This window comes from Streptomyces sp. NPDC043952, assembly GCF_056435325.1.
In genome coordinates, this window is record NZ_JBWKES010000012.1 from 192222 (window position 1) to 214447 (window position 22226).

Consider the following 22226-nt stretch of genomic DNA (forward strand, 5'->3'; position numbering starts at 1 on the left):
GGGCCGCCAGACCGGAGGGCCGCCAGCCATCCAACACGCGCCAGGCCGTCCGGCCGCTAAACCTAAGAGGGTTCGGGCCTGGAAGTCCTGGGCGTGTGGGGGTTTTAAGCCTCGGGGCTCCAGGCCCACGGAGCCGCCACTATCGAGCCCCGCCGCCAGGCCGGGCAGCGCCAAGGACGGAAGGCTGGCCAAGGACGGGAGGCCGCCAACCGAATCATCAGCCTGGGGACCATCTGGCGGACATGCCCGTCCGAGGAAGCGGGTTGCACCAAGCCTCGGGGCCAGCCGCCCAGCCCCAGAAGGCCGCATGGACCCGTTCCGCAGACGAGTCAGGCGGCGCCCGCCGACCCCCACCACCGACGCACTCCCGACCGCCCTGCTGGACAGCCGCCCCCTGAACCACCGGCCCCCTCCTCCCCGCACACCTCCCCACCTCTCCCCCTCGGACCGCCCCCCGACCTCCACCCCCCGCTCCCCCTCGGACCGCCCCTCCGCGAGCTCCACCCCCTCTCCCACCGCCCTCCCGCCCCGCCCCCTCTCCCTCACCGTGGCACCCTTGACCCATGCCCGAAGGTGACACGGTCTGGCAGGCCGCGCGGCGGTTGCATGAGGCGCTCGCCGGTGAGGTGCTGACTCGCAGCGACTTCCGGGTGCCGAAGTACGCGACCGTCGATCTCACCGGCCGACGGGTACTGAGCACCATCCCGCGTGGCAAACACCTGCTCACCCGGTTCGAGGGCGGCCTCACCCTGCACACGCATCTGCGCATGGAGGGTGCGTGGAAGGTGTACGGCACCGGCGAGCGCTGGCGCGGCGGTCCGGGGCACCAGATCCGCGCGATCCTCGGCACCGTCGACCGGACCGCCGTCGGCTACCGCCTCCAAGTGCTCGAACTGCTGCGCACCACCGAGGAGGAGCGGGTGGTGGGCCACCTCGGTCCCGATCTGCTCGGCCCCGACTGGGACCCGCAGCGCGCACTGGCCAATCTGCGCGCGGACCCCGCCCGCCCCCTCGGCGAGGCCCTGCTCGACCAGCGCAACCTGGCCGGAATCGGCAACATCTACAAGAGCGAGCTGTGCTTCCTGCTCGGCGCCACCCCCTGGCTGCCCGTCGGCGCGCTCCCCGCGGACCGTGCCGAGAAGCTGCCGGAACTCGCCCGCCGGCTGCTGGAGGCCAACCGCGACCGCCCGGTCCGCCAGACCACGGGCCTGCGCCACCAGGACCTGTTCGTGTACGGCCGCGCGCCCCGCCCCTGTCTGCGCTGCCACACCCCGGTCCGCGTGGCCGACCAGGGCGACGGCTCCCAGGACCGCCCCACCTACTGGTGCCCCACCTGCCAGACCGGACCCGCCCCGGCGCCGGGCGCCCCCCAGCGCTGGCGCGAGCGCCACCGCCGTACCCCCACCTGAAAATCCTGAAGAACCAGACCAACCTGAAGGACAAGCCGGAAAACCTGCCGGCCCCGACGAGCCTCACGGCTCACGGATCGGACACTCCCCCGAACGACCCTGCGCGGAAAGCCCATCGGCACCGGCACCGGCCTCCCCCGCCCGCCACGCCGCCGCCCACCTCCCCGGTATCAGCACCCCCGCCGCCTTCCCCCGCGGCGCGCAGTGCACCGGCAGCACGCTGAGCCCCCACCCGCCGGCCGCGACGGCGCCCTCCAGCACCCCCGCGCCCTGTCCGAGGGCGAGCCGCAGCACGGCCCACCACCACACCGCGCCGCACACCAGCGCCACGGCCCAGCGCACCGGCCGCCCCGTCATGCCCACCACCTCCCGCCGGACGCCGGCTCGCACCCGCTTTCCGGCGGCACCGGCGGACGCTACGCGTTCTCCGCCTGGAACATCCAGTGATGCTTCTCCAGGTCGGCGGTGATCTGGATGAAGATGTCCTGGGACACCGGATCCGGTTCCTCGGTCGCGTGCACACGCTCCCGCATCCGGGTGATGACGGCGCCGAGGGCGTCCACCATCGCCCCGACCGCGTCGCCGTCCTTGATCCAGCCCGCCGGGGTGGTCTTGATGCCGCTGGTCGAGGACACCGTGGCGGCGCGGCCGTCGGGCGGGACGCCCAGCGCCGAGGCGCGCTCGGCCACCGTGTCGGAGTGGGTGCGGGCGGAGGCGACGACCTCGTCCAGCTGGAGGTGGACGGAGCGGAAGCGCGGCCCGACGATGTTCCAGTGGATCTGCTTGGCGACCAGGGAGAGGTCCACCAGGTCGACCAGGGCGCCCTGGAGCGCCTCGGCCACGGTCTTCAGGTCCGCGTCGGCCAACGGGCTTTTCACGACGTACATCCGCTTCCTCCAGCGCTCCGGCGGCCCTCACGGCCGGCATGTCCCTCCACCATGACCGCCCCAACGGACCCGGGCAAACGGACGAAGCCCCGGCCGCGCTTCCCGGTTCGCCCGAGAAGCCCGGTCGGGGCCTCGTCCATGTCTGGCTGTGTCTGGCCGTGCCCGTCGGGCGCGGCGCCGCGTGGGTCAGGCGGCGACCACGTCCACCGCCTTCGCGGGCGCCTTGATGGTCACCCGTTCCGGTGGCACACCGGTCACCGAGACGGAACCCAGCATCGGACGGACCGGCGTGGGTACGGGCTCGGTGGCCGCGGCGGACTGGGCCAGTTCGGCGAGCGCCAGTTCGTCGCTCACTTCACGCATGAGTTCCGACATCCGTACGTCCAGCGCGTCGCAGATGGCGGAGAGCAGCTCGGAGGAAGCCTCCTTCTGCCCCCGCTCCACCTCGGAGAGATAGCCGAGTGAGACTCGGGCGGACGAGGAGACTTCGCGCAGAGTACGGCCCTGGCGTTGGCGCTGCCGACGCAGCACGTCACCCAGCAGGCGACGGAGCAGAATCATCGGTGGCTCCCTCCTCGGACCGCGTAGCCGCATCCTTCTCGCCCCACCGTACCGCCTCGCGCTGCGGCCGTGCGGGGAGCGATGTCGTGTTCACTCAGGGCTGCAAACATCAAAACCCCCCGTTCCGTTCCGTATCCTGTGCCCGCTCATTCCCGAACTGTTCGCCCGCGATCCGCTCCAGGAGCAGTGCGAGTACGCTCCGTACACTCTCCCTACGGATTTCCGTACGGCTGCCGTTCAACCGCAGGGCCTCCACTTTTCCGCCACCGGCGGAAGGCGCGGCGGCCGTCAGCGGTCCGTCAGCGGCCACGAAAACCGTGCCGACCGGCTGGCCGTCCTGGGGATCGGGGCCCGCGACACCGGTGGTCGCGATGCCCCAGTCGGCGTCCAGCACCTTGCGCACCCCGGCCGCCATCTGGGCCGCGACCTGCGGGTCCACCGCTCCGCGCCGCTCCAGCAGGGCCGCGTCGACGCCCAGCAGCCGGTGCTTGAGCTCCGTGGCGTACGCCGTGACCGAGCCGCGGAACACCTTGGAGGCTCCGGGCACCGCGGTGATCTCCGCCGCCACCAGGCCACCCGTGAGCGACTCGGCGACCGCGAGCGTCTCGCCCCTCACCGTCAGTAGTCGCACCAGTTCGGTGGCCGGGGAACTCACGCTTCCGTCTCCTCCAACGCCGCCGCGCGCTCGGCGATTCCCTGCCTGCGCAGCACAATGGCTTGTCTTACATAGTCGAGACCGGTCGCAACGGTCAGCACGACCGCCGCGGCCATCACCCAGAACCGCAGGGTGGCCAGCCATCCGGTCAGCGCCAGCACATACATGCCGACGGCCACGCCCTGGGTCAGGGTCTTCAGCTTGCCGCCGCGGCTGGCCGGGATCACGCCATAGCGAATGACCAGAAAACGCATCAGGGTGATGCCGAGTTCCCGGCCGAGGATCACGATCGTCACCCACCACGGCAGATCGCCGAGGGAGGACAGGCAGATCAGCGCCGCGCCCATGATCGCCTTGTCGGCGATGGGGTCGGCGATCTTGCCGAAGTCGGTGACCAGGTTGTAGGTGCGCGCGAGATGACCGTCGAACAGGTCGGTGATCATGGCGATGGCGAAGGCGGCCCAGGCCAGCGAGCGCCAGGCCGGGTCGTAGCCGCCGTTGGCCAGCATCAGCGCCACGAAGCCGGGCACCAGGACCAGCCGCAGCATGGTCAGCAGATTGGCGACATTCCATACGCTCGCCTGGTTGACCGCCGCCGCCGTGATCTTGCCACCGCGCGCCGGCCTGCCCTCGGTCGTCGCCTCGGCGCCGGCGGCGGACCGGCCGGAAGCAGACCCGGCGGCGGCGGAACGCTCGGACCCGGACCGGTCGAAGGACCCTTCGGCAGCGGACCGCTCGGCAGCGGCTTCACCGGGCGCGGACGCGGAACCGGAGACCTCGGACGCAACCCCGTCGGCAGCGGCGGCGGTGCTCCGCGCGCCCCGCGCGCCGGAGGAGCCGCCCGCGGCGGATGCCGGGACTCCGGTCATCTGCCCGCCTCCTCACTACACGCGAGCGAGCCGGTCAGCGGCTCGGCCACCAGGTCGACACCCTCCGTACCGACCACCTTCGCCTCGACCATACGTCCGACGGCGAGGCCCTCGCCGCTCGTGAGCAGCACCTGGCCGTCGGTCTCGGGCGCCTGGTGCGCGCCGCGGCCGTAGACGCCCTCCTGTTCGTCCACCGACTCCACCAGGACGTGCACGCTCTCGCCGACGCGCTCCTCGGCGCGCTGCGAGACCAGTTCCTCGGCCAGCCGGGAGATGTGGGCCAGGCGCTCGGCCACCACGTCCTCGTCCAGCTTGTTGTCGTAGGTGGCCGCCTCGGTGCCCTCCTCGTCGGAGTAGCCGAAGACGCCGATGGCGTCCAGGCGGGCACCGGTCAGGAAGCGCTCCAGTTCGGCGAGGTCCGACTCGCTCTCGCCGGGGAAGCCGACGATGAAGTTGGAGCGCACACCGGCCTCGGGGGCCTTGGAGCGGATGGTGTCGAGCAGTTCCAGGAAGCGGTCGGTGTCGCCGAAGCGGCGCATGGAGCGCAGCACGCCGGGCGCCGAGTGCTGGAAGGACAGGTCGAAGTACGGCGCGACCTTGGGCGTCGAGGTGAGGACGTCGATCAGTCCGGGGCGCATCTCGGCCGGCTGGAGGTAGCTCACCCGGACCCGCTCGATGCCGTCGATCCCGGCCAGCTCGGGCAGCAGGGACTCCAGCAGGCGGATGTCGCCGAGGTCCTTGCCGTACGACGTGTTGTTCTCGGAGACCAGCATGATCTCCTTCACGCCCTGCTCGGCCAGCCAGCGCGACTCGTTGAGGACGTCGCTGGGGCGGCGGGAGATGAAGGAGCCGCGGAAGGACGGGATGGCGCAGAAGGAGCAGCGCCGGTCGCAGCCGGAGGCGAGCTTCACCGAGGCGACCGGGGCGCCGTCCAGGCGGCGGCGCAGCGGCGCGCGGGGGCCGGAGGCGGGCGCGACGCCCTCGGGCAGGTCGGCGGGGCCGTGGCCGGGCAGCGCGACCGAGGCGGCCGAGTCCTGGCGCTCGGCCGGGCTGATCGGCAGCAGCTTGCGGCGGTCGCGCGGGGTGTGCGAGGCGTGGATGCCGCCGGACAGGATGGTCTGGAGGCGGTCGGAGATGTCGGTGTAGTCGTCGAAGCCGAGCACACCGTCGGCCTCGGGCAGCGCCTCGGCCAGTTCCTTGCCGTACCGCTCCGCCATGCAGCCCACCGCCACGACGGCCTGGGTTCTGCCATGGTTCTTGAGGTCGTTGGCCTCAAGGAGGGCGTCGACGGAGTCCTTCTTGGCGGCCTCGACGAAGCCACAGGTGTTGACGACGGCGACGTCGGCGTCCGCGGCGTCCTCGACCAGCTGCCAGCCGTCCGCCTCCAAACGGCCTGCGAGCTCCTCGGAATCCACCTCGTTACGAGCGCAGCCGAGAGTGACGAGTGCGACGGTACGGCGTTCAGGCATGGGCTCAAGAGTACTTTGTCTCACCGACAGCCCATGTCGACGGGGTTGGCCGAACTAGGCCGACCCCGTCGGCGGGGTGCGCGGCGGGCCGGATCAGCCCGCGACGGGGTCGCCCTTGGTGTACGTCAGACGCTCCACGGCGCCGGGCCGGAAGTTGTTCTGGATCTTCTTGCCGTTGACGTACAACTCGATCGCGCCGGCGTCGCCGAGGATCAGATCGATCTTGGTGCTGTCCTGGAAGGTCTTGGACTGGCCCTTGTCCAGCAGGCCGTCGAAAAGCATCCGCCCGTTGTGGTCCTTGGCCGAGATCCAGCTGCGTCCGCTGGGCGCGCTGACCTGGACCGTCACCTTGTCCTGCGGGGCGGCGGCGATGGCGCTGTCGGTGGGTCCGGGACTCGGCGCGGTGGACTTCTGCCTGGTCGGCGCGGACGAGGCCGCCTTGCCGGCGGCGGGCGTGGAGCCCTCGGCGAGCTGCGACTTGGCGTCGCTGCCGCCGTCGCCGCCCTTGACCGCGGTGAAGCCGACGAAACCGATCACCACGACGATCGCGGCGACCATCGCCGCGGTCCAGTTGGGGCCCCGGCGCTCGGGGCGGATCCGCTCGGCCTCGAACAGGGGCGCGGCCGGGGTGGGCGCGGGCCGGCCGCCGTGCTCGGCGTCGTACTGGGCGACCAGCGGCTCGGGATCGAGATGGACGGCCCTGGCCAGGTTTCGGATGTGGCCGCGCGCATAGACGGCGCCGCCGCAGGGGCCGAAGTCGTCCGCCTCGATGGCGTGCACGATGGCCAGGCGGACACGAGTGGCGCTGCTGACGTCGTCCACGGTGAGCCCGGCCGCGATCCGCGCCTGATGGAGGGCACGGCCCACGGAGATTCGGGCTTCCTGGGACTCGTCTGGGAAGGGACGCTCGTCTTCAGGGGAGTTGCCGAGGGACACGGGGGCGCCTTTCGAGCGTGTAGCCACCTGTGCTGGAAGCTCAGTCTAGGGGGGGTACGAAAGGGTGGGGCAACCGGGCGGTTCGAACTTCTACGCCATCGGAATGGCCCGACACTCCGAGGGCTGGACAGGCGGATACCCCAGGACGGGACGCTTACCTGTCCTCTCGCTCAACTTGACGTAGGACAAAGGGAAACGGTTGCCCGCCGCTCTCTAACGGGTGGATCACGGCGGGCACGGACGGAGCATGACGGCAGGGTCGATCACGCCGGAACGGACCCGTCCCGGCGTACGGCCACCCGGCCTTCGTGATGCGGAACCGGGCGGCTCTTATTACTATCCCTCGGATTCGCCGCGAATCACGGCGAGCACGCCGTCCAGTTCGTCCGGTTTCACCAGAACGTCACGCGCCTTGGAGCCCTCGCTGGGTCCCACGATGTTGCGGGACTCCATGAGATCCATCAGCCGGCCCGCCTTGGCGAAGCCGACCCGCAGCTTGCGCTGGAGCATGGACGTGGACCCGAACTGGGTGGAGACGACGAGTTCGGCCGCCTGGCACAGCAGGTCGAGGTCGTCGCCGATGTCCTCGTCGATCTCCTTCTTCTGCTTGGTGCCGACCGTGACGTCGTCCCGGAAGACCGGCGCCATCTGCTCCTTGCAGTGCCGTACGACCGCCGCGACCTCCTCCTCGGTCACGAACGCGCCCTGCATACGGGTGGGCTTGTTGGCGCCCATCGGCAGGAAGAGGCCGTCGCCCTTGCCGATCAGCTTCTCGGCGCCGGGCTGGTCCAGGATGACGCGGGAGTCGGCCAGCGAGGAGGTGGCGAAGGCGAGCCGGGAGGGCACGTTGGCCTTGATCAGACCGGTGACCACGTCCACGGAGGGGCGCTGGGTGGCGAGCACCAGATGGATGCCGGCGGCACGCGCGAGCTGGGTGATGCGCACGATCGCGTCCTCGACGTCGCGCGGCGCGACCATCATCAGGTCGGCCAGCTCGTCCACGATCACCAGCAGGTACGGGTACGGCTGGAGCTCGCGCTCGCTGCCCTCGGGCGGCCTGACCTTGCCCTCGCGCACGGCCCGGTTGAAGTCGTCGATGTGCCGGTAGCCGTAGGCCGCGAGGTCGTCGTAGCGCAGGTCCATCTCGCGCACCACCCACTGGAGCGCCTCGGCGGCCCGCTTGGGGTTGGTGATGATCGGCGTGATCAGGTGCGGGATGCCCTCGTAGGCGGTCAGCTCGACCCGCTTGGGGTCGACCAGGATCATCCGCACGTCCTCCGGGGTCGCCCGCATCATGATCGAGGTGATCAGGCAGTTGATGCAGGACGACTTGCCGGAGCCGGTGGCGCCGGCGACCAGCATGTGCGGCATCTTCGCCAGCGAGTGCATGACGTAGCCGCCCTCGACGTCCTTGCCGAAGGCGACCAGCATCGGGTCGTCGTCCTCGGCGGACTCCGCGAGGCGCAGCACGTCGCCGAGGTTGACCATCTCCCGGTCGGTGTTCGGGATCTCGATGCCCACCGCGGACTTGCCGGGGATGGGGCTGATGATCCGCACGTCCGGGCTGGCGACCGCGTACGCGATGTTCTTGGCGAGCGCGGTGATCCGCTCCACCTTCACGGCCGGGCCGAGTTCGACCTCGTAGCGGGTGACCGTCGGGCCGCGGGTGAAGCCGGTGACGGCCGCGTCGACCTTGAACTCGGTGAAGACCTGGGTGAGCGAGGCCACTATGGCGTCGTTGGCCTCGCTGCGGGCCTTGCCGGGGCCGCCGCGCACCAGCAGGTCAAGGGCGGGCAGCGCGTAGGTGACGTCACCGGCCAGCTGCAACTGCTCCGCGCGCGCGGGCAGCTCGCGGGGCTGCTCGGGGGCCTTCTTCGTGAGGTCGGGCACGAGGGAGCCGGTGCCCTGCTCGGGGCGGGCGGCCGGTACGGGCTTGGCGGCCGGCTTGGCGACCGGAGCCGCGGCCGGCTTGGCGGTCGGCTCGGGCGCCGGGGCGGCGGGCGCCTCCGGGTCCGGCACCGGCGTGGTCTCCTCCCGGTCGCCGGTGCTGACGCCCTGGGTGAGGTCGGCGACCAGCGGGGAGGGCGGCATGCCGTGCAGGACGGCACCGTCGAGCGCGGCGGCGGCAGCGGCGGCCACGTCCACGGCGTCCATCCGGCGCCGCGGGTCCGGCTGGGGCACCGCGGAGCGCCTGGGACGGCCACGGCGGCGCGAGAGGGCCTCTTCCTCGGCCTGGTCGGGGTCGTACGCCCGTGGCCCGGCCGAGCGCCCGCGGGAGCGCGCGGGCAGCGCCTCGCGCCACTGCTCCTCGTAGCGCTCGTCGTCCTCGCCGAACTCCTCCGGCTCGTGCTCGTGCAGCACGCCGAGGCGCACCCCGAGGGCGCGCAGCCGCTGCGGGATGGCGTTCACGGGGGTGGCGGTCACCACGAGCAGCCCGAAGACGGTCACCAGCACCAGCAGGGGCACGGCGAGCATCTCGGTCATGGTGTACGTCAGCGGGGTGGCCGCCGCCCAGCCGATGAGGCCGCCAGCGTCCCTTATGGCCTGCATGCCGTCGCTGCGGGCGGGCGAGCCGCACGCGATGTGGACCTGGCCGAGCACGCCGATCAGGAGCGCGGACAGACCGATCACGATCCGGCCGTTGGCCTCCGGCTTCTCCGGGTGCCGGATGAGTCGTACGGCGATCACCGCGAGCAGTATCGGCACCAGCAGGTCGAGCCGGCCGAACGCCCCGGTGACCAGGACCTCCACCAGGTCGCCGACGGGGCCCTTGAGGTCGGCCCAGGTGCCGGCGGCGACGATCAGCGCGATGCCGAACAGCAGCAGCGCCACGCCGTCCTTGCGGTGAGCCGGGTCGAGATTCCTGGCGCCCTGCCCTATGCCGCGGAAGACGGCGCCGACCGCGTGCGCGAGACCGAGCCAGAGGGCGCGCACCAGGCGGTACACGCCCCCGGTGGGGCTGGGCGCCGGCTTCGGCGGTGCCTTCTTGGCCACGGCCTTGCGGGCGGGCGCCTTCTTCGCGGGCGCCTTTCCCGCCGGGACCCGCTTCGCGGCGGCGGCCTTCTTCGCCGGACCCTTCGCGGGAGCGGCCGCCTTCTTCGCGGGCTGCTTCTTGGCTGCGGAGGGACGTGAGGCCATGGGTGTGAGGTTACCGGGGGAGACGACGGTGGACACGTGTGCCCACAGCTTCACCCGTTCGTGTCGCCCTTGCCGGGGCGCGGAACTGACGCGGGCTCATGGGCAACGGGGGCCTCGGCACGGCTCAGTTGCTCGGCGGCACCGCGGGGCCGCCGGTGCCGGTGCCCGGCTCCAGGGCGTCGAGCGCGCGGCGCAGTCCGGTGAGCTTGCGCTCCAGATGGGCCGCCGTGGCCACCGCGGCCGCGTCCGCCGAGTCGTCGTCCAGCTGTTTGGACAGCGCCTCGGCCTGCTCCTCGACGGCCGCGAGCCGCGCGGACAGCTCGGCGAGCAGTCCGGCCGACTCCTTGCCGCCGACCGCGCCCTTGCCGCCGCCCTCCAACTGGAGCCGCAGCAGCGCCGCCTGCTCGCGCAGCTGGCAGTTCTTCATGTACAGCTCCACGAACACCGAGACCTTGGCGCGCAGCACCCACGGGTCGAACGGCTTGGAGATGTAGTCCACCGCGCCGGCCGCGTAGCCCCGGAAGGTGTGGTGCGGGCCGTGGTTGATCGCCGTGAGGAAGATGATCGGGATGTCGCGGGTCCGCTCGCGCCGCTTGATGTGCGCCGCGGTCTCGAACCCGTCCATGCCCGGCATCTGGACGTCCAGGAGAATGACCGCGAAATCGTCCGTGAGCAGCGCTTTGAGCGCTTCCTCCCCGCTCGATGCCCGCACCAGCGTCTGATCGAGCGCAGAGAGGATGGCCTCCAGCGCCAGCAGATTCTCCGGCCGGTCATCGACCAGGAGGATCTTGGCCTTCTGCACCATGGCCCGCCCTCCTCGCCCCGGCGGTACACCGGGCGCCGCCCCAGGGGACGACTCCCTTTCGCCGCCCGTCCTTGTGCCGGTCATCGTAGCCGCACCCCGCTTGTCGCCACACCCTGTCACCGCGATGTCACCGTGCACACAACGGAAACGAGGCGGGAACCCCGATGGTTCCCGGAACCCCACGTTCCCATACGTCCCCAGTCACCTTAAGCGGACAACTCCGCACACCGGCCAGGGGTTCCCCGGCTGTTCACACAGTGGTCGGCCGATCCCGTCACTTCCCCCCCATCCACTGCTGGAGCACGCCCAGCAGATGGTCCGAATCCACCGGCTTGGTCACATAGTCGGACGCGCCCGCCTCGATGGCCTTCTCCCGGTCGCCCTTCATCGCCTTCGCGGTCAGGGCGATGATCGGCAGTCCGGCGAACTGCGGCATCCTGCGGATCGCCGTGGTCGTCGCATAGCCGTCCATCTCGGGCATCATGATGTCCATCAGGACGACCGCCGCGTCGTCGTGCTGCTCCAACACCTCGATGCCCTCGCGGCCGTTCTCGGCGTACAGCACCGACAGGCCGTGCTGCTCCAGGACGCTGGTGAGCGCGAAGACATTGCGGATGTCGTCGTCGACGATCAGCACCTTCTGGCCGCCGAAACGCACCCCGCGCGCGGACTGCGGCTCGCCGTCCTGCTCGGGCGCCGCCGACCGCTGTCCGTCCCGCTGCTCGCCCTGCGGCAGGCTCCGCCTGCGCCGCCGGAAGAGGGCCGCGGGGCCGTTCTGCATCTCCAGGTACGACTTGACCTCGGCCGGCGTCTCGATCTCGGAGGCGGACAGCTGCGAGGACTGCTCCGCCTCGGAGGCCGCCAGGTCGCCGGCCTCCAGCGGGGGCACCGACTGCTGGTAGCCCTGCGGCGGCAGCTCGCTCGGGTACAGCGGCAGGTACAGCGTGAAGGTGGAGCCGCGGCCCGGTTCGCTCTGCGCGTGGATCTCACCGCCGAGCAGCTGCGCGATCTCCCGCGAGATCGACAGGCCGAGCCCGGTGCCGCCGTACTTGCGGCTGGTGGTGCCGTCCGCCTGCTTGAACGCCTCGAAGATCACCCGCATCTTGCTGGCCGCGATCCCGATGCCGGTGTCCGTCACCGAGAACGCGATCAGCTCGCCGTCCGGGTCGGTGAGCGACCCGGCCTCCAGCAACTGCTCCCGGATGTTCTGCGGCACGTCCGCGCCCGCCGGCCGGATGACCAGTTCCACCGACCCGGAGTCGGTGAACTTCACCGCGTTGGACAGCAGATTGCGCAGCACCTGGAGCAGCCGCTGCTCGTCGGTGTGCAGGGTCGCGGGCAGCTCCGGGGAGACCCGCACCGACAGGTCCAGGCCCTTCTCCGCGGTCAGCGGCCGGAAGGTGGCCTCCACGTAGTCCACGAGCTGGACGAGCGCGATCCTGGTCGGCGAGACGTCCATCTTGCCCGCCTCGACCTTCGCGAGGTCCAGGATGTCGTTGATCAGCTGGAGCAGATCGGATCCCGCGCCGTGGATGGTCTCGGCGAACTCGACCTGCTTGGGCGACAGATTGCCCTCGGCGTTGTCGGCAAGCAGCTTGGCCAGGATCAGCAGCGAGTTCAGCGGCGTGCGCAGCTCGTGCGACATGTTGGCCAGGAACTCGCTTTTGTAGCGCATGGAGACCGCGAGCTGCTCCGCACGCTCCTCCAGGACCTGCCGCGCCTCCTCGATCTCGGTGTTCTTCACCTCGATGTCCCGGTTCTGCCGGGCCAGCAGCTCGGCCTTCTCCTCCAGTTCGGCGTTGGAGTTCTGCAGCGCCTGCTGCCGGCTCTCCAGCTCCGCCGAGCGCTCGCGCAGTTGCTCGGTCAGCTCCTGCGACTGCTTCAGCAGCTGCTCGGTCTTGGTGTTGACCGAGATGGTGTTGACGCTGGTCGCGATCACCTCGGCGATCTGATTGAGGAAGTCCTTCTGGATCTGCGTGAACGGCGTGAAGGAGGCCAGTTCGATCACGCCGAGCACGGTGTCCTCGAACAGCACCGGCAACACGATCACCTGGGCGGGCGGGGCCTCGCCGAGCCCGGAGGAGATCTTCAGATAACCGTTCGGCGCGTCCGAGACCAGGATGGTGCGCTTCTCCTGGGCGGCCGTACCGACCAGCGCCTCACCCGGCCGGAACGACGTCGGCATGGAGCCCATCGAGTAGCCGTACGAGCCCAGCATCCGCAGCTCGTAGGCGTCCTTGCCGTCACCGGCGTCCTTGCCCTCCACCAGCGGCATGGCCAGGAAGAACGCGCCGTGCTGCGCGGAGACCACCGGCGTCAGCTCGCTCATGATCAGCGAGGCCACGTCCTGGAGGTCGCGGCGGCCCTGCATGAGCGCGGAGATGCGGGCCAGGTTGCCCTTGAGCCAGTCCTGCTCCTTGTTGGCGATCGTGGTGTCCCGCAGGTTCGCGATCATCTTGTTGATGTAGTCCTGGAGTTCCTGGATCTCGCCGGACGCGTCGACGTCGATCTTCAGGTTCAGGTCGCCGCGGGTCACCGCGGTCGCCACCCGCGCGATGGCGCGCACCTGCCGGGTCAGGTTCCCGGCCATCTCGTTCACCGACTCCGTCAGGTCCCGCCAGGTGCCGTCCACGTCGCGCACCCGCGCCTGACCGCCCAACTGGCCCTCGGTGCCCACCTCGCGGGCCACGCGCGTGACCTCCTCGGCGAAGCTGGACAGCTGGTCGACCATCGTGTTGATCGTCGTCTTCAGCTCCAGGATCTCGCCGCGGGCATCGATGTCGATCTTCTTGGTCAGGTCGCCCTTGGCGATCGCCGTGGTGACCATCGCGATGTTGCGCACCTGGCCGGTCAGGTTGGACGCCATCTGGTTCACCGACTCGGTGAGGTCCTTCCAGGTGCCCGCCACGCCCGGCACATGCGCCTGGCCGCCCAGGATGCCGTCCGTGCCCACCTCGCGGGCCACCTTGGTGACCTGGTCGGCGAACGAACTCAGCGTCTTGACCATCGTGTTGATGGTGTCGGCGAGCTGCGCAACCTCACCGCTCGCCTCGATCGTCACCTGCCGCGTCAGGTCACCGTTGGCCACCGCCGAGGCCACCTGGGAGATGTTGCGCACCTGCATGGTCAGGTTGTTGGCCATCAGGTTGACGTTGTCGCTCAGGTCCTTCCAGATGCCCGTGACGCCCGGCACATGCGCCTGGCCGCCGAGCATGCCCTCGGTCCCCACCTCACGGGCCACCCGCGTCACCTGCTCGGCGAACGACGACAGCTGTACGACCATGGTGTTGACGGTCGTGACCAGCTCCAGGATCTCGCCCTTGGCGTCCACCGTGATCTTCTTCGACAGGTCGCCCTTGGCGACCGCGGTCGTGACCTCGGCGATGTTGCGCACCTGGATCGTCAGGTTGTTCGCCATGAAGTTCACCGACTGGGTGAGGTCCTTCCAGGTGCCGGAGACCCCCTGCACCTCGGCCTGACCGCCCAGGATGCCCTCCGTACCGACCTCACGGGCCACCCTGGTGACCTCCTGGGCGAACGACGACAGCTGGTCCACCATCGTGTTCAGGGTGTTCTTCAGCTCCAGGATCTCCCCGCGCGCGTCCACGGTGATCTTCTGGGAGAGGTCACCGCCCGCCACCGCGGTGGCGACCTGCGCGATGTTGCGCACCTGGGCCGTCAGGTTCCCGGCCATGCCGTTCACCGAGTCCGTCAGGTCCCGCCACACACCGGCGACGCCGGGCACCTGCGCCTGACCGCCGAGCCGGCCCTCCGTGCCCACCTCACGCGCCACACGGGTCACCTGGTCTGCGAACGCGGACAGCTGATCGACCATGGTGTTGATCGTGTTCTTCAGCTCAAGGATCTCGCCCCGCGCGTCCACGTCGATCTTCTGCGACAGATCGCCGTTGGCCACCGCCGTCGTCACCTGGGCGATATTGCGCACCTGGGACGTGAGGTTTCCGGCCATGAAGTTGACGGAGTCCGTCAGCTCCTTCCAGGTGCCCGACACGCCGTCCACCCTGGCCTGACCGCCGAGCCGGCCCTCCGTGCCCACGTCCCGCGCCATCCGCGTGACCTGGTCGGCGAAGCTCGACAGCTGGTCCACCATGGTGTTCACGGTGTTCTTCAGCTTGAGCATCTCGCCGGAGACGTCCACCGTGACCTTCTGCGACAGATCACCGTTGGCCACCGCCGTCGTCACCTGGGCGATATTGCGCACCTGACCGGTGAGGTTTCGGAACGCGGTGTTGACCGAGTCGGTCAGGTCCTTCCACGTCCCCGCCGCGCCCGGCACCTGCGCCTGGCCGCCCAGCTCGCCCTCGACGCCGATCTCCCGCGCGACCCGCGTCACCTCGGCGCCGAAGGACGACAGCTGGTCCACCATCCCGTTGACGGTGTTCTTCAGCTCCAGCATCTCGCCGGCCACGTCCACCGTGACCTTCTGCGACAGATCGCCGTTCGCCACCGCGGTCGTCACGGCGGCGATGTCCCGCACCTGGGTCGTCAGGTTCCGGAACACCGTGTTGACGGAATCCGTCAGGTCCTTCCAGGTACCGGCCGCGCCCGGCACGTTCGCCTGACCGCCGAGGCGGCCCTCCGCGCCGACCTCGTTGGCCACGCGCGTGACCTCGTCCGCGAAGATCCGCAGCGTCTCGGTCATCTGGTTGATCGTCTGGGCGAGCTGCGCCACCTCGCCGCGCGCCTGGACCGTCACCTTCTGCGACAGGTCACCGTTCGCCACCGCCGTGGTGACCTGCGAGATCCCGCGCACCTGGGCGGTCAGGTTGCCCGCCATCGTGTTGACGGAGTCGGTCAGCTCCTTCCACACGCCGGCCACCTCGGGCACCTGCGCGCGACCGCCGAGGATGCCCTCGGTGCCCACCTCACGGGCCACCCGCGTGACCTCCGAGGAGAAGGCCGAAAGCTGGTCCACCATCGTGTTGACGGTGTTCTTCAGCTCCAGCATCTCGCCCGCGACATGCACGGTCACCTTGCGCGACAGATCACCCTTGGCGACCGCCGTCGTCACCAGGGCGATGTCCCGCACCTGCGCGGTGAGCCGGTCCGCCATCGTGTTGACGGACTCCGTCAGGTCCTTCCAGGACCCCGACATGCCGCGCACCCGCGCCTGCCCGCCGAGCTTGCCCTCGGTGCCGACCTCGCTGGCCACCCGCGTGACCTCGTCGGTGAACGTCGACAACTGGTCGACCAGGTTGTTGACGGTACGGCCGACCTTCAGGAACTCGCCCCGCAGCGGATGCCCGGTGCCGCCGTCCGGCGCCTGCGTCCGCAGCTCCATGCGCGGCGACAGATCGCCCTCCGCGACCGCGGTGAGCACCCGGCCGACCTCGGAGACCGGTCGTACGAGATCGTCCACCAGCGCGTTGGAGTGGTCGATCGCCGTCGCCCAGGAGCCCTCGCAGGCCCCCGTCTCCAGCCGTTCCGTGAGTTTTCCCTCACGGCCCACCATGCGCCGTACCCGCGACAGCTCTCCGGTCAGGTGCAGATTGCGGTCGGCCACCTCGTTGAAGACCGCCGCGATCTCCGACATCACCCCGTCCCCGGAGACCGTCAGCCGCTTGCGGAAATTGCCGTCACGCATCGACACGAGGGCCGCCAGCAGCCGGTTCAGGGCAGCCGTGTCCACCTCGGTGGTGCCGCCACTCCTGCCCAGGGACGGTCCGCCCTTCGCGCGCGTCTTCGTGCCACGCGTCGCTGCGCCAGACTCCACTGTGTCCCTCCCGGGGATTCGACCCTTACTGCCCTGGCGGGACGCTTCCGTACGGCACGCCGGTGCTCGGCATACCGGTTACGTCCGCGTACCGGTTACTGCTGCGTATGTCTGCCCGACGAGATCCGGCCACACCAAGGTCTGCTGCCCGCCGTTCACGGAACACACGCGGCACGACCCGACCTCCGTCAGAAGCCTGCCCAGTGTTTCACCCTGCCCGAACCAGGCCATAACAGTTCGGCAGCTTCGCACATCGTCCGCACACCCTGGGGGGTAAACACCGGCGACCGGCACCCGCTCGGACGGCGAAGGTAAGTAACCTTGCATCCGGCTGTCCAGCCGCACCGGTCCCGTCCGGCCTGGGCGGTGGCACCAGTACGAGCGGGCATCGGAGGGGCGGCCGCAGACCATGACCACCGGACTGATCCCGGGGGGACCGCCCCCGGAGCCGCAGCCGACCGACGCGACGATGCCGCAGCAGCGGGTCGAGCCGGCCGGCCCGTCCGCCCTGCCCGTCGACAACCGGCCGAGGAGTTCTGTGATCACCGCGCGCGCGGCCGCCAGTTTCGAGCCCGTAGGACGATCCGTGGCGACCGCCCGGTCCTTCGTCCGCGACACCCTCCAGGGATGGGGCTTCGCCGACATCGTCGACGACGCCGTCGTCCTCACGAGCGAACTGGTGACCAACGCGGTCGTGCACGCCGGCACCCACGCGGAGGTGCTCTGCCTGCGCACCGAGGACGGGGTGCGCGTCGAGGTCTCCGACCACTACCCCGAGCGCGAGGTCCCGCTCCAGAACTCCGCCAGCCCCATGGCCAGCCCCGACCGCGAGGGCGGCCGCGGCCTCCAGCTCTGCGCCGCCCTGGCCACCCGCTGGGGCGTCGACTACACGCCGACCCACAAGCACGTCTGGTTCCAGCTCAACCTGCCCGAACGCGCCGTCGGCACCCGCACCGCCGGCCCCGCCCTCCCCGCCGACCTGCTGCCGGTGGCCGACGGCCGGGTCCGCGTCGCCGTGCTCCAGATCGACCGCAAGGGCGCCATCACCTCGTGGAACGAGGACGCGCAGGACCTCTTCGGCCACCCGGCAGCCGAGGCCGTCGGCCGGCCGCTGACCGAACTCGCCGCCTGGCCGCACACTCCGGGCACCAGCACCGGCATCGCCGAGGCCCTCCAGCTCTCCCGCTGGGAGGGCAGCTACGGCATCCGCGGCGCCGACGGCCGCGTCGTCCAGGTGTACGCCTCCCACCTGCGGGTCCGGGACAACGGCGGCGAGCCCTCCACCGTGTGCCTGCTGGTGCGCGACGAAGAGCGCGCCGTGCTCCAGACACCCACGCGGGTCCCGGCCGGCGACCAGGGCACCGCACAGGACGGCCAGAGCACCGACCCCTTCGAGGTCTTCATCGGCTCCCCCGCCCCCGACGACCTCGACGGCCTGCTCCAGCGCACCGTGGAACGCGCCCGCGACATGCTCGACGGCGACTCCGCGTTCCTGCTGCTGGCCACCGACGACGAGACCGAGCTGGAGGTGCGCGCCTCCACCGGGCTGCCCTCCGCCCGCCAGCGCTTCGCCCGCGTCCCCGTGGAGGCCGGCCCCGGCCGCTACGGCTCCGCGCGCATGCCCGCCGTCCACGACGACCTCAGCGCCGTCCCCGGCGCCGTCCCCCTGCTCGGCGGCACCGGCATGCGCTCGGTCGTCACCGTCCCGCTCAAGGTCGAGGGCCGGCTCACCGGCTCCCTCGGCGTCGCGGCCGAGGCACCGGGCAGATTCTCCAACGAGGAGGCGCTGCGCCTCCAGTTCGCCGCCGACCGCATCGCCCTGGCCGTGGAATCGGCGCGCCTCGGCGAGCTGGAACGGCTGCGGCGCGGCTCCCTGAGCTTCCTGGTCGAGGCCTCCGACCTGCTGGCCGGCACCCTCGACCGCGACCAGACGCTGGCCCTCATGGCCCAGATGACGGTCCCCACCCTGGCCACCTGGTGCGCCGTCTACACCATCGCCGACCAGGCCTCGGACCCGTATCTGTCGTACGTGCTGCACGAGGACGAGGAACTCATCGACGGCATCAAGTCGTTGCTGTCGAAGGTCGCCCCGCCCGACCCGGTGCCGACGCCCGGCGCCCGTGTGTGGACGATTCCGGGCGAGGTCGCTCACCAGGCCGCCCTGCGCACCTCCATGCGCTCCCTGGGCCTGGCCGCGGGGCCCACGCACAGGATCACCGCGGGCATCGGCCCGACCCTCGCCACGGCCTCCGCGGTCGGTGGCGAAACGGTCGTCCTGCCGCTCGTCGCCCGTAACCGCGTCATCGGCATGCTGGTCCTCGGCAAGCCCGCCGACGAACACTTCCGCCAGGAGATCCTGGAGCTGGCCGAGGACCTGTCCCGCCGGGCCGCGCTCGCCCTGGACAACGCCCGCCTGTACTCGGAGCGCACAGCCATCAGCCAGGCCCTCCAGCGCAGCCTGCTGCCGCCCGGCACCCCGCACATCAACGGCGTCGAGGTGGAGGTCATCTACCGCGCGGCCGGCGAGGGCAACGAGGTGGGCGGCGACTTCTACGACCTCTTCCCCATCGGCGACGGCGCCTACGGCTTCGCCATCGGGGACGTCTGCGGTACGGGACCCAACGCGGCGGCGGTCACCGGCCTCGCCCGGCACGCCCTGCGCCTGCTGGCCCGCGAGGGCCTCAGCGGCCCCGCCGTCCTGGAACGGCTGAACTCGGCCATTCTCGACGAGGGCGACCGCAGCCGGTTCCTGACGCTCCTTTACGGCGAGCTGCGGCCCCAGCCGGACGGCAGCGCCGAGCTGAAGGTGGTCTGCGCCGGGCATCCGCTGCCGCTGCGCCTGCGCCAGGACGGCACGGTCACCCCGGCCGCCGAACCGCAGCCCCTGCTGGGCGTCATCGAGGACCTGGAGCTGTACGAGGAAACGGTCACCCTGGACGCCGGCGATGTGCTGCTCTGTGTCACGGACGGCGTCACCGAGCGCCGCGAGGGCTCCCGCATGCTGGGCGACGACGGCCTCGCCGACGTCCTCACCACCTGTACGGGTCTGACGGCGGGCGCGGTCGCGGCGCGCATCATGCGCGCGGTGGAGCGCTTCGCCTCCGACGCCCCGTCCGACGACATGGCCATTCTGGCGATGCGGGTTCCGGGACTGGACCCCAACGAGGGCTGAGCCGGGGCGGCTTGCGGCCGCCCCGGAACACGAAAAAGACCCCACCCGAAAGGGTGGGGTCTTTCTTTTGCCGAGCCCCCAAACGGAATCGAACCGTTGACCTTCTCCTTACCATGGAGACGCTCTGCCGACTGAGCTATAGGGGCTTGTCGTTTTCGAGGTTTCCCTCGCGGCGACAAAGAAACTGTACCCCGAACCGGCCCGTCTTCCCAAATTCGTTCGGGAGCCGGTCAGAAGGCGGGTTGGAGCAGTCCGCCGAGGGCGTTGCAGGCCGCGGCGACGCGCTGCATCTCCCGCTTGGTCAGCGAGGCGTCGACGGGCAGCGCGAGCGTCTCGTCGGCGGCCCGTTCGGTCTGCGGCAGCGATACGCACCGGCGGAATTCCGGCAGCCGGTGTACGGGCGTCTTCACCGGCACCCGGCAGTCGACTCCCCTGGCCCGCAGGGCGCGTGCGAAGGCGTCCCGGTCCGGCCGGCCGTTGCCGGGCACCCGCACCACGTACTGCTGGTAGGTGTGCCCGTCTCCGCCGTCCGGGGTCCGCACGCCCTTCAGCTTGGCGTCCAAGTAGGCCGCCCGCTCCCGCCGTTGAGCGGTCTCGTCGGGCGCCACCTCGGACTCGCCCTGTTCCAGGACCAGCAGCTCGTGCCGCTGCCCGAGGGCGTGCAGCCGCTTGATGTCGGCCCGCCGGCCGAAGCTGTGGACGACAACGACGGCCGCGGTGCGGGGAGTTACGGCCGCCTCGACCGCCGCGGGATCCAGGCAGTAGGTCACGGGATCTATGTCGGCGAACACGGGGAGCGCGCCGGCCAGGGCGACTGCCTCGGCGACCTCTGCGTTCCCGAAGGCCGGTACGACGACCTCGTCACCGGCTCCGACGCCGGCCGCCCTGAGCATTGCGGAGGTTCCCATGCAAGGGATGCTCGGTGCGCAGGGTGAACGACACGTTACGGAGAACAAAAAAAGGCCGGACCCTGAACCGAAGTTCAGGATCCGACCTTTTGAATGATTGTTCGGCGGCGTCCTACTCTCCCACAGGGTCCCCCCTGCAGTACCATCGGCGCTGAAAGGCTTAGCTTCCGGGTTCGGAATGTAACCGGGCGTTTCCCTAACGCTATAACCACCGAAACACTATGAAACTATCAACAACCGGCACATTTGGTTGTTCGTGGTTTCAGAACCAACACAGTGGACGCGAGCAACTGAGGACAAGCCCTCGGCCTATTAGTACCGGTCACCTCCACCAGTCACCTGGCTTCCAGATCCGGCCTATCAACCCAGTCGTCTACTGGGAGCCTTACCCCATCAAGTGGGTGGGAGTCCTCATCTCGAAGCAGGCTTCCCGCTTAGATGCTTTCAGCGGTTATCCCTCCCGAACGTAGCCAACCAGCCATGCCCTTGGCAGAACAACTGGCACACCAGAGGTTCGTCCGTCCCGGTCCTCTCGTACTAGGGACAGCCCTTCTCAAGACTCCTACGCGCACAGCGGATAGGGACCGAACTGTCTCACGACGTTCTAAACCCAGCTCGCGTACCGCTTTAATGGGCGAACAGCCCAACCCTTGGGACCGACTCCAGCCCCAGGATGCGACGAGCCGACATCGAGGTGCCAAACCATCCCGTCGATATGGACTCTTGGGGAAGATCAGCCTGTTATCCCCGGGGTACCTTTTATCCGTTGAGCGACGGCGCTTCCACAAGCCACCGCCGGATCACTAGTCCCGACTTTCGTCCCTGCTCGACCCGTCGGTCTCACAGTCAAGCTCCCTTGTGCACTTACACTCAACACCTGATTACCAACCAGGCTGAGGGAACCTTTGGGCGCCTCCGTTACCCTTTAGGAGGCAACCGCCCCAGTTAAACTACCCATCAGACACTGTCCCTGATCCGGATCACGGACCCAGGTTAGACATCCAGCACGACCAGACTGGTATTTCAACGACGACTCCACCCACACTGGCGTATGAGCTTCACAGTCTCCCAGCTATCCTACACAAGCCGAACCGAACACCAATATCAAACTGTAGTAAAGGTCCCGGGGTCTTTCCGTCCTGCTGCGCGAAACGAGCATCTTTACTCGTAGTGCAATTTCACCGGGCCTATGGTTGAGACAGTCGAGAAGTCGTTACGCCATTCGTGCAGGTCGGAACTTACCCGACAAGGAATTTCGCTACCTTAGGATGGTTATAGTTACCACCGCCGTTTACTGGCGCTTAAGTTCTCAGCTTCGCCCCACCGAAATGGAGCTAACCGGTCCCCTTAACGTTCCAGCACCGGGCAGGCGTCAGTCCGTATACATCGCCTTACGGCTTCGCACGGACCTGTGTTTTTAGTAAACAGTCGCTTCTCGCTGGTCTCTGCGGCCACCCCCAGCTCAAGGAGTAAATCCCATCACCAGACGTGGCCCCCCTTCTCCCGAAGTTACGGGGGCATTTTGCCGAGTTCCTTAACCATAGTTCACCCGAACGCCTCGGTATTCTCTACCTGACCACCTGAGTCGGTTTAGGGTACGGGCCGCCATGAAACTCGCTAGAGGCTTTTCTCGACAGCATAGGATCATCCACTTCACCACAATCGGCTCGGCATCAGGTCTCA

General features: G+C 69.7%; 13 protein-coding genes, 1 tRNA gene and 2 rRNA genes. 2 read left to right on the forward strand and 14 right to left on the reverse strand.

The features are described from left to right. Positions 1–563 precede the first annotated feature (563 nt). Entirely contained in the window at positions 564–1409 is an 846-nt protein-coding gene (locus AC069R_RS16945; protein ID WP_478767563.1) for an Fpg/Nei family DNA glycosylase, read from the forward strand. Between the two features lie 63 nt (positions 1410–1472). Here AC069R_RS16945 and AC069R_RS16950 read toward each other — a convergent pair whose 3' ends face one another. The 10 genes from AC069R_RS16950 to AC069R_RS16995 all read right to left on the reverse strand — a co-directional run bounded on the left by AC069R_RS16950 (position 1473) and on the right by AC069R_RS16995 (position 16463). Then, a complete protein-coding gene (locus tag AC069R_RS16950; RefSeq protein ID WP_478767564.1) occupies positions 1473–1766 on the reverse strand; it encodes a hypothetical protein in 294 nt (97 codons plus the stop codon). Between the two features lie 59 nt (positions 1767–1825). Further along, positions 1826–2296, reverse strand: coding sequence for a Dps family protein (locus AC069R_RS16955; protein ID WP_478767565.1), 471 nt, complete (start codon positions 2294–2296; stop codon positions 1826–1828). Positions 2297–2482: 186 nt separating this feature from the next. Next, positions 2483–2857, reverse strand: coding sequence for a helix-turn-helix domain-containing protein (locus AC069R_RS16960; protein ID WP_070026017.1), 375 nt, complete (start codon positions 2855–2857; stop codon positions 2483–2485). Between the two features lie 109 nt (positions 2858–2966). Beyond that, a complete protein-coding gene (locus AC069R_RS16965) occupies positions 2967–3512 on the reverse strand; it encodes a CinA family protein (protein ID WP_478767566.1) in 546 nt (181 codons plus the stop codon). Next, positions 3509–4381, reverse strand: coding sequence for a CDP-diacylglycerol--glycerol-3-phosphate 3-phosphatidyltransferase (pgsA, locus tag AC069R_RS16970; RefSeq protein ID WP_478767567.1), 873 nt, complete (start codon positions 4379–4381; stop codon positions 3509–3511). The genes AC069R_RS16965 and pgsA overlap by 4 nt, the downstream gene beginning before the upstream one ends. Next, positions 4378–5850: a 30S ribosomal protein S12 methylthiotransferase RimO gene (rimO, locus tag AC069R_RS16975; protein WP_478767568.1), complete on the reverse strand. Its 1473-nt coding sequence runs from the start codon at positions 5848–5850 to the stop codon at positions 4378–4380. The genes pgsA and rimO overlap by 4 nt, the downstream gene beginning before the upstream one ends. A 93-nt stretch (positions 5851–5943) precedes the next feature. Continuing rightward, positions 5944–6786 (reverse strand): helix-turn-helix domain-containing protein, encoded by an 843-nt coding sequence (locus AC069R_RS16980; RefSeq protein WP_478767569.1) that lies wholly within the window; start codon positions 6784–6786, stop codon positions 5944–5946. Between the two features lie 336 nt (positions 6787–7122). Next, the gene (locus AC069R_RS16985) at positions 7123–9924 is read right to left on the reverse strand and encodes a DNA translocase FtsK (RefSeq protein WP_478767570.1); all 2802 of its coding nucleotides are present in this window, start codon (positions 9922–9924) and stop codon (positions 7123–7125) included. A gap of 124 nt (positions 9925–10048) precedes the next feature. Then, positions 10049–10729 (reverse strand): two-component system response regulator, encoded by a 681-nt coding sequence (locus AC069R_RS16990; protein WP_397983703.1) that lies wholly within the window; start codon positions 10727–10729, stop codon positions 10049–10051. Between the two features lie 274 nt (positions 10730–11003). Further along, the gene (locus AC069R_RS16995; protein WP_478767571.1) at positions 11004–16463 is read right to left on the reverse strand and encodes a HAMP domain-containing protein; all 5460 of its coding nucleotides are present in this window, start codon (positions 16461–16463) and stop codon (positions 11004–11006) included. Positions 16464–16872: 409 nt separating this feature from the next. Here AC069R_RS16995 and AC069R_RS17000 point away from each other — a divergent pair, with 409 nt between their 5' ends. Beyond that, entirely contained in the window at positions 16873–19635 is a 2763-nt protein-coding gene (locus AC069R_RS17000; protein ID WP_478767572.1) for a SpoIIE family protein phosphatase, read from the forward strand. 73 nt (positions 19636–19708) lie between these two features. On the opposite strand, the gene AC069R_RS17005 is transcribed toward AC069R_RS17000, so the two are convergent. The 4 genes from AC069R_RS17005 to AC069R_RS17020 form a co-directional block, all read right to left on the reverse strand. Continuing rightward, positions 19709–19781: transfer RNA gene (locus tag AC069R_RS17005), tRNA-Thr, on the reverse strand. A gap of 84 nt (positions 19782–19865) precedes the next feature. Continuing rightward, the gene (locus AC069R_RS17010; RefSeq protein WP_478767578.1) at positions 19866–20528 is read right to left on the reverse strand and encodes a DegT/DnrJ/EryC1/StrS family aminotransferase; all 663 of its coding nucleotides are present in this window, start codon (positions 20526–20528) and stop codon (positions 19866–19868) included. Between the two features lie 114 nt (positions 20529–20642). Continuing rightward, positions 20643–20759, reverse strand: a 5S ribosomal RNA gene (gene rrf, locus AC069R_RS17015). A 76-nt stretch (positions 20760–20835) separates the two neighbouring features. Then, positions 20836–22226 (reverse strand): 23S ribosomal RNA (locus tag AC069R_RS17020); the annotation flags it as partial.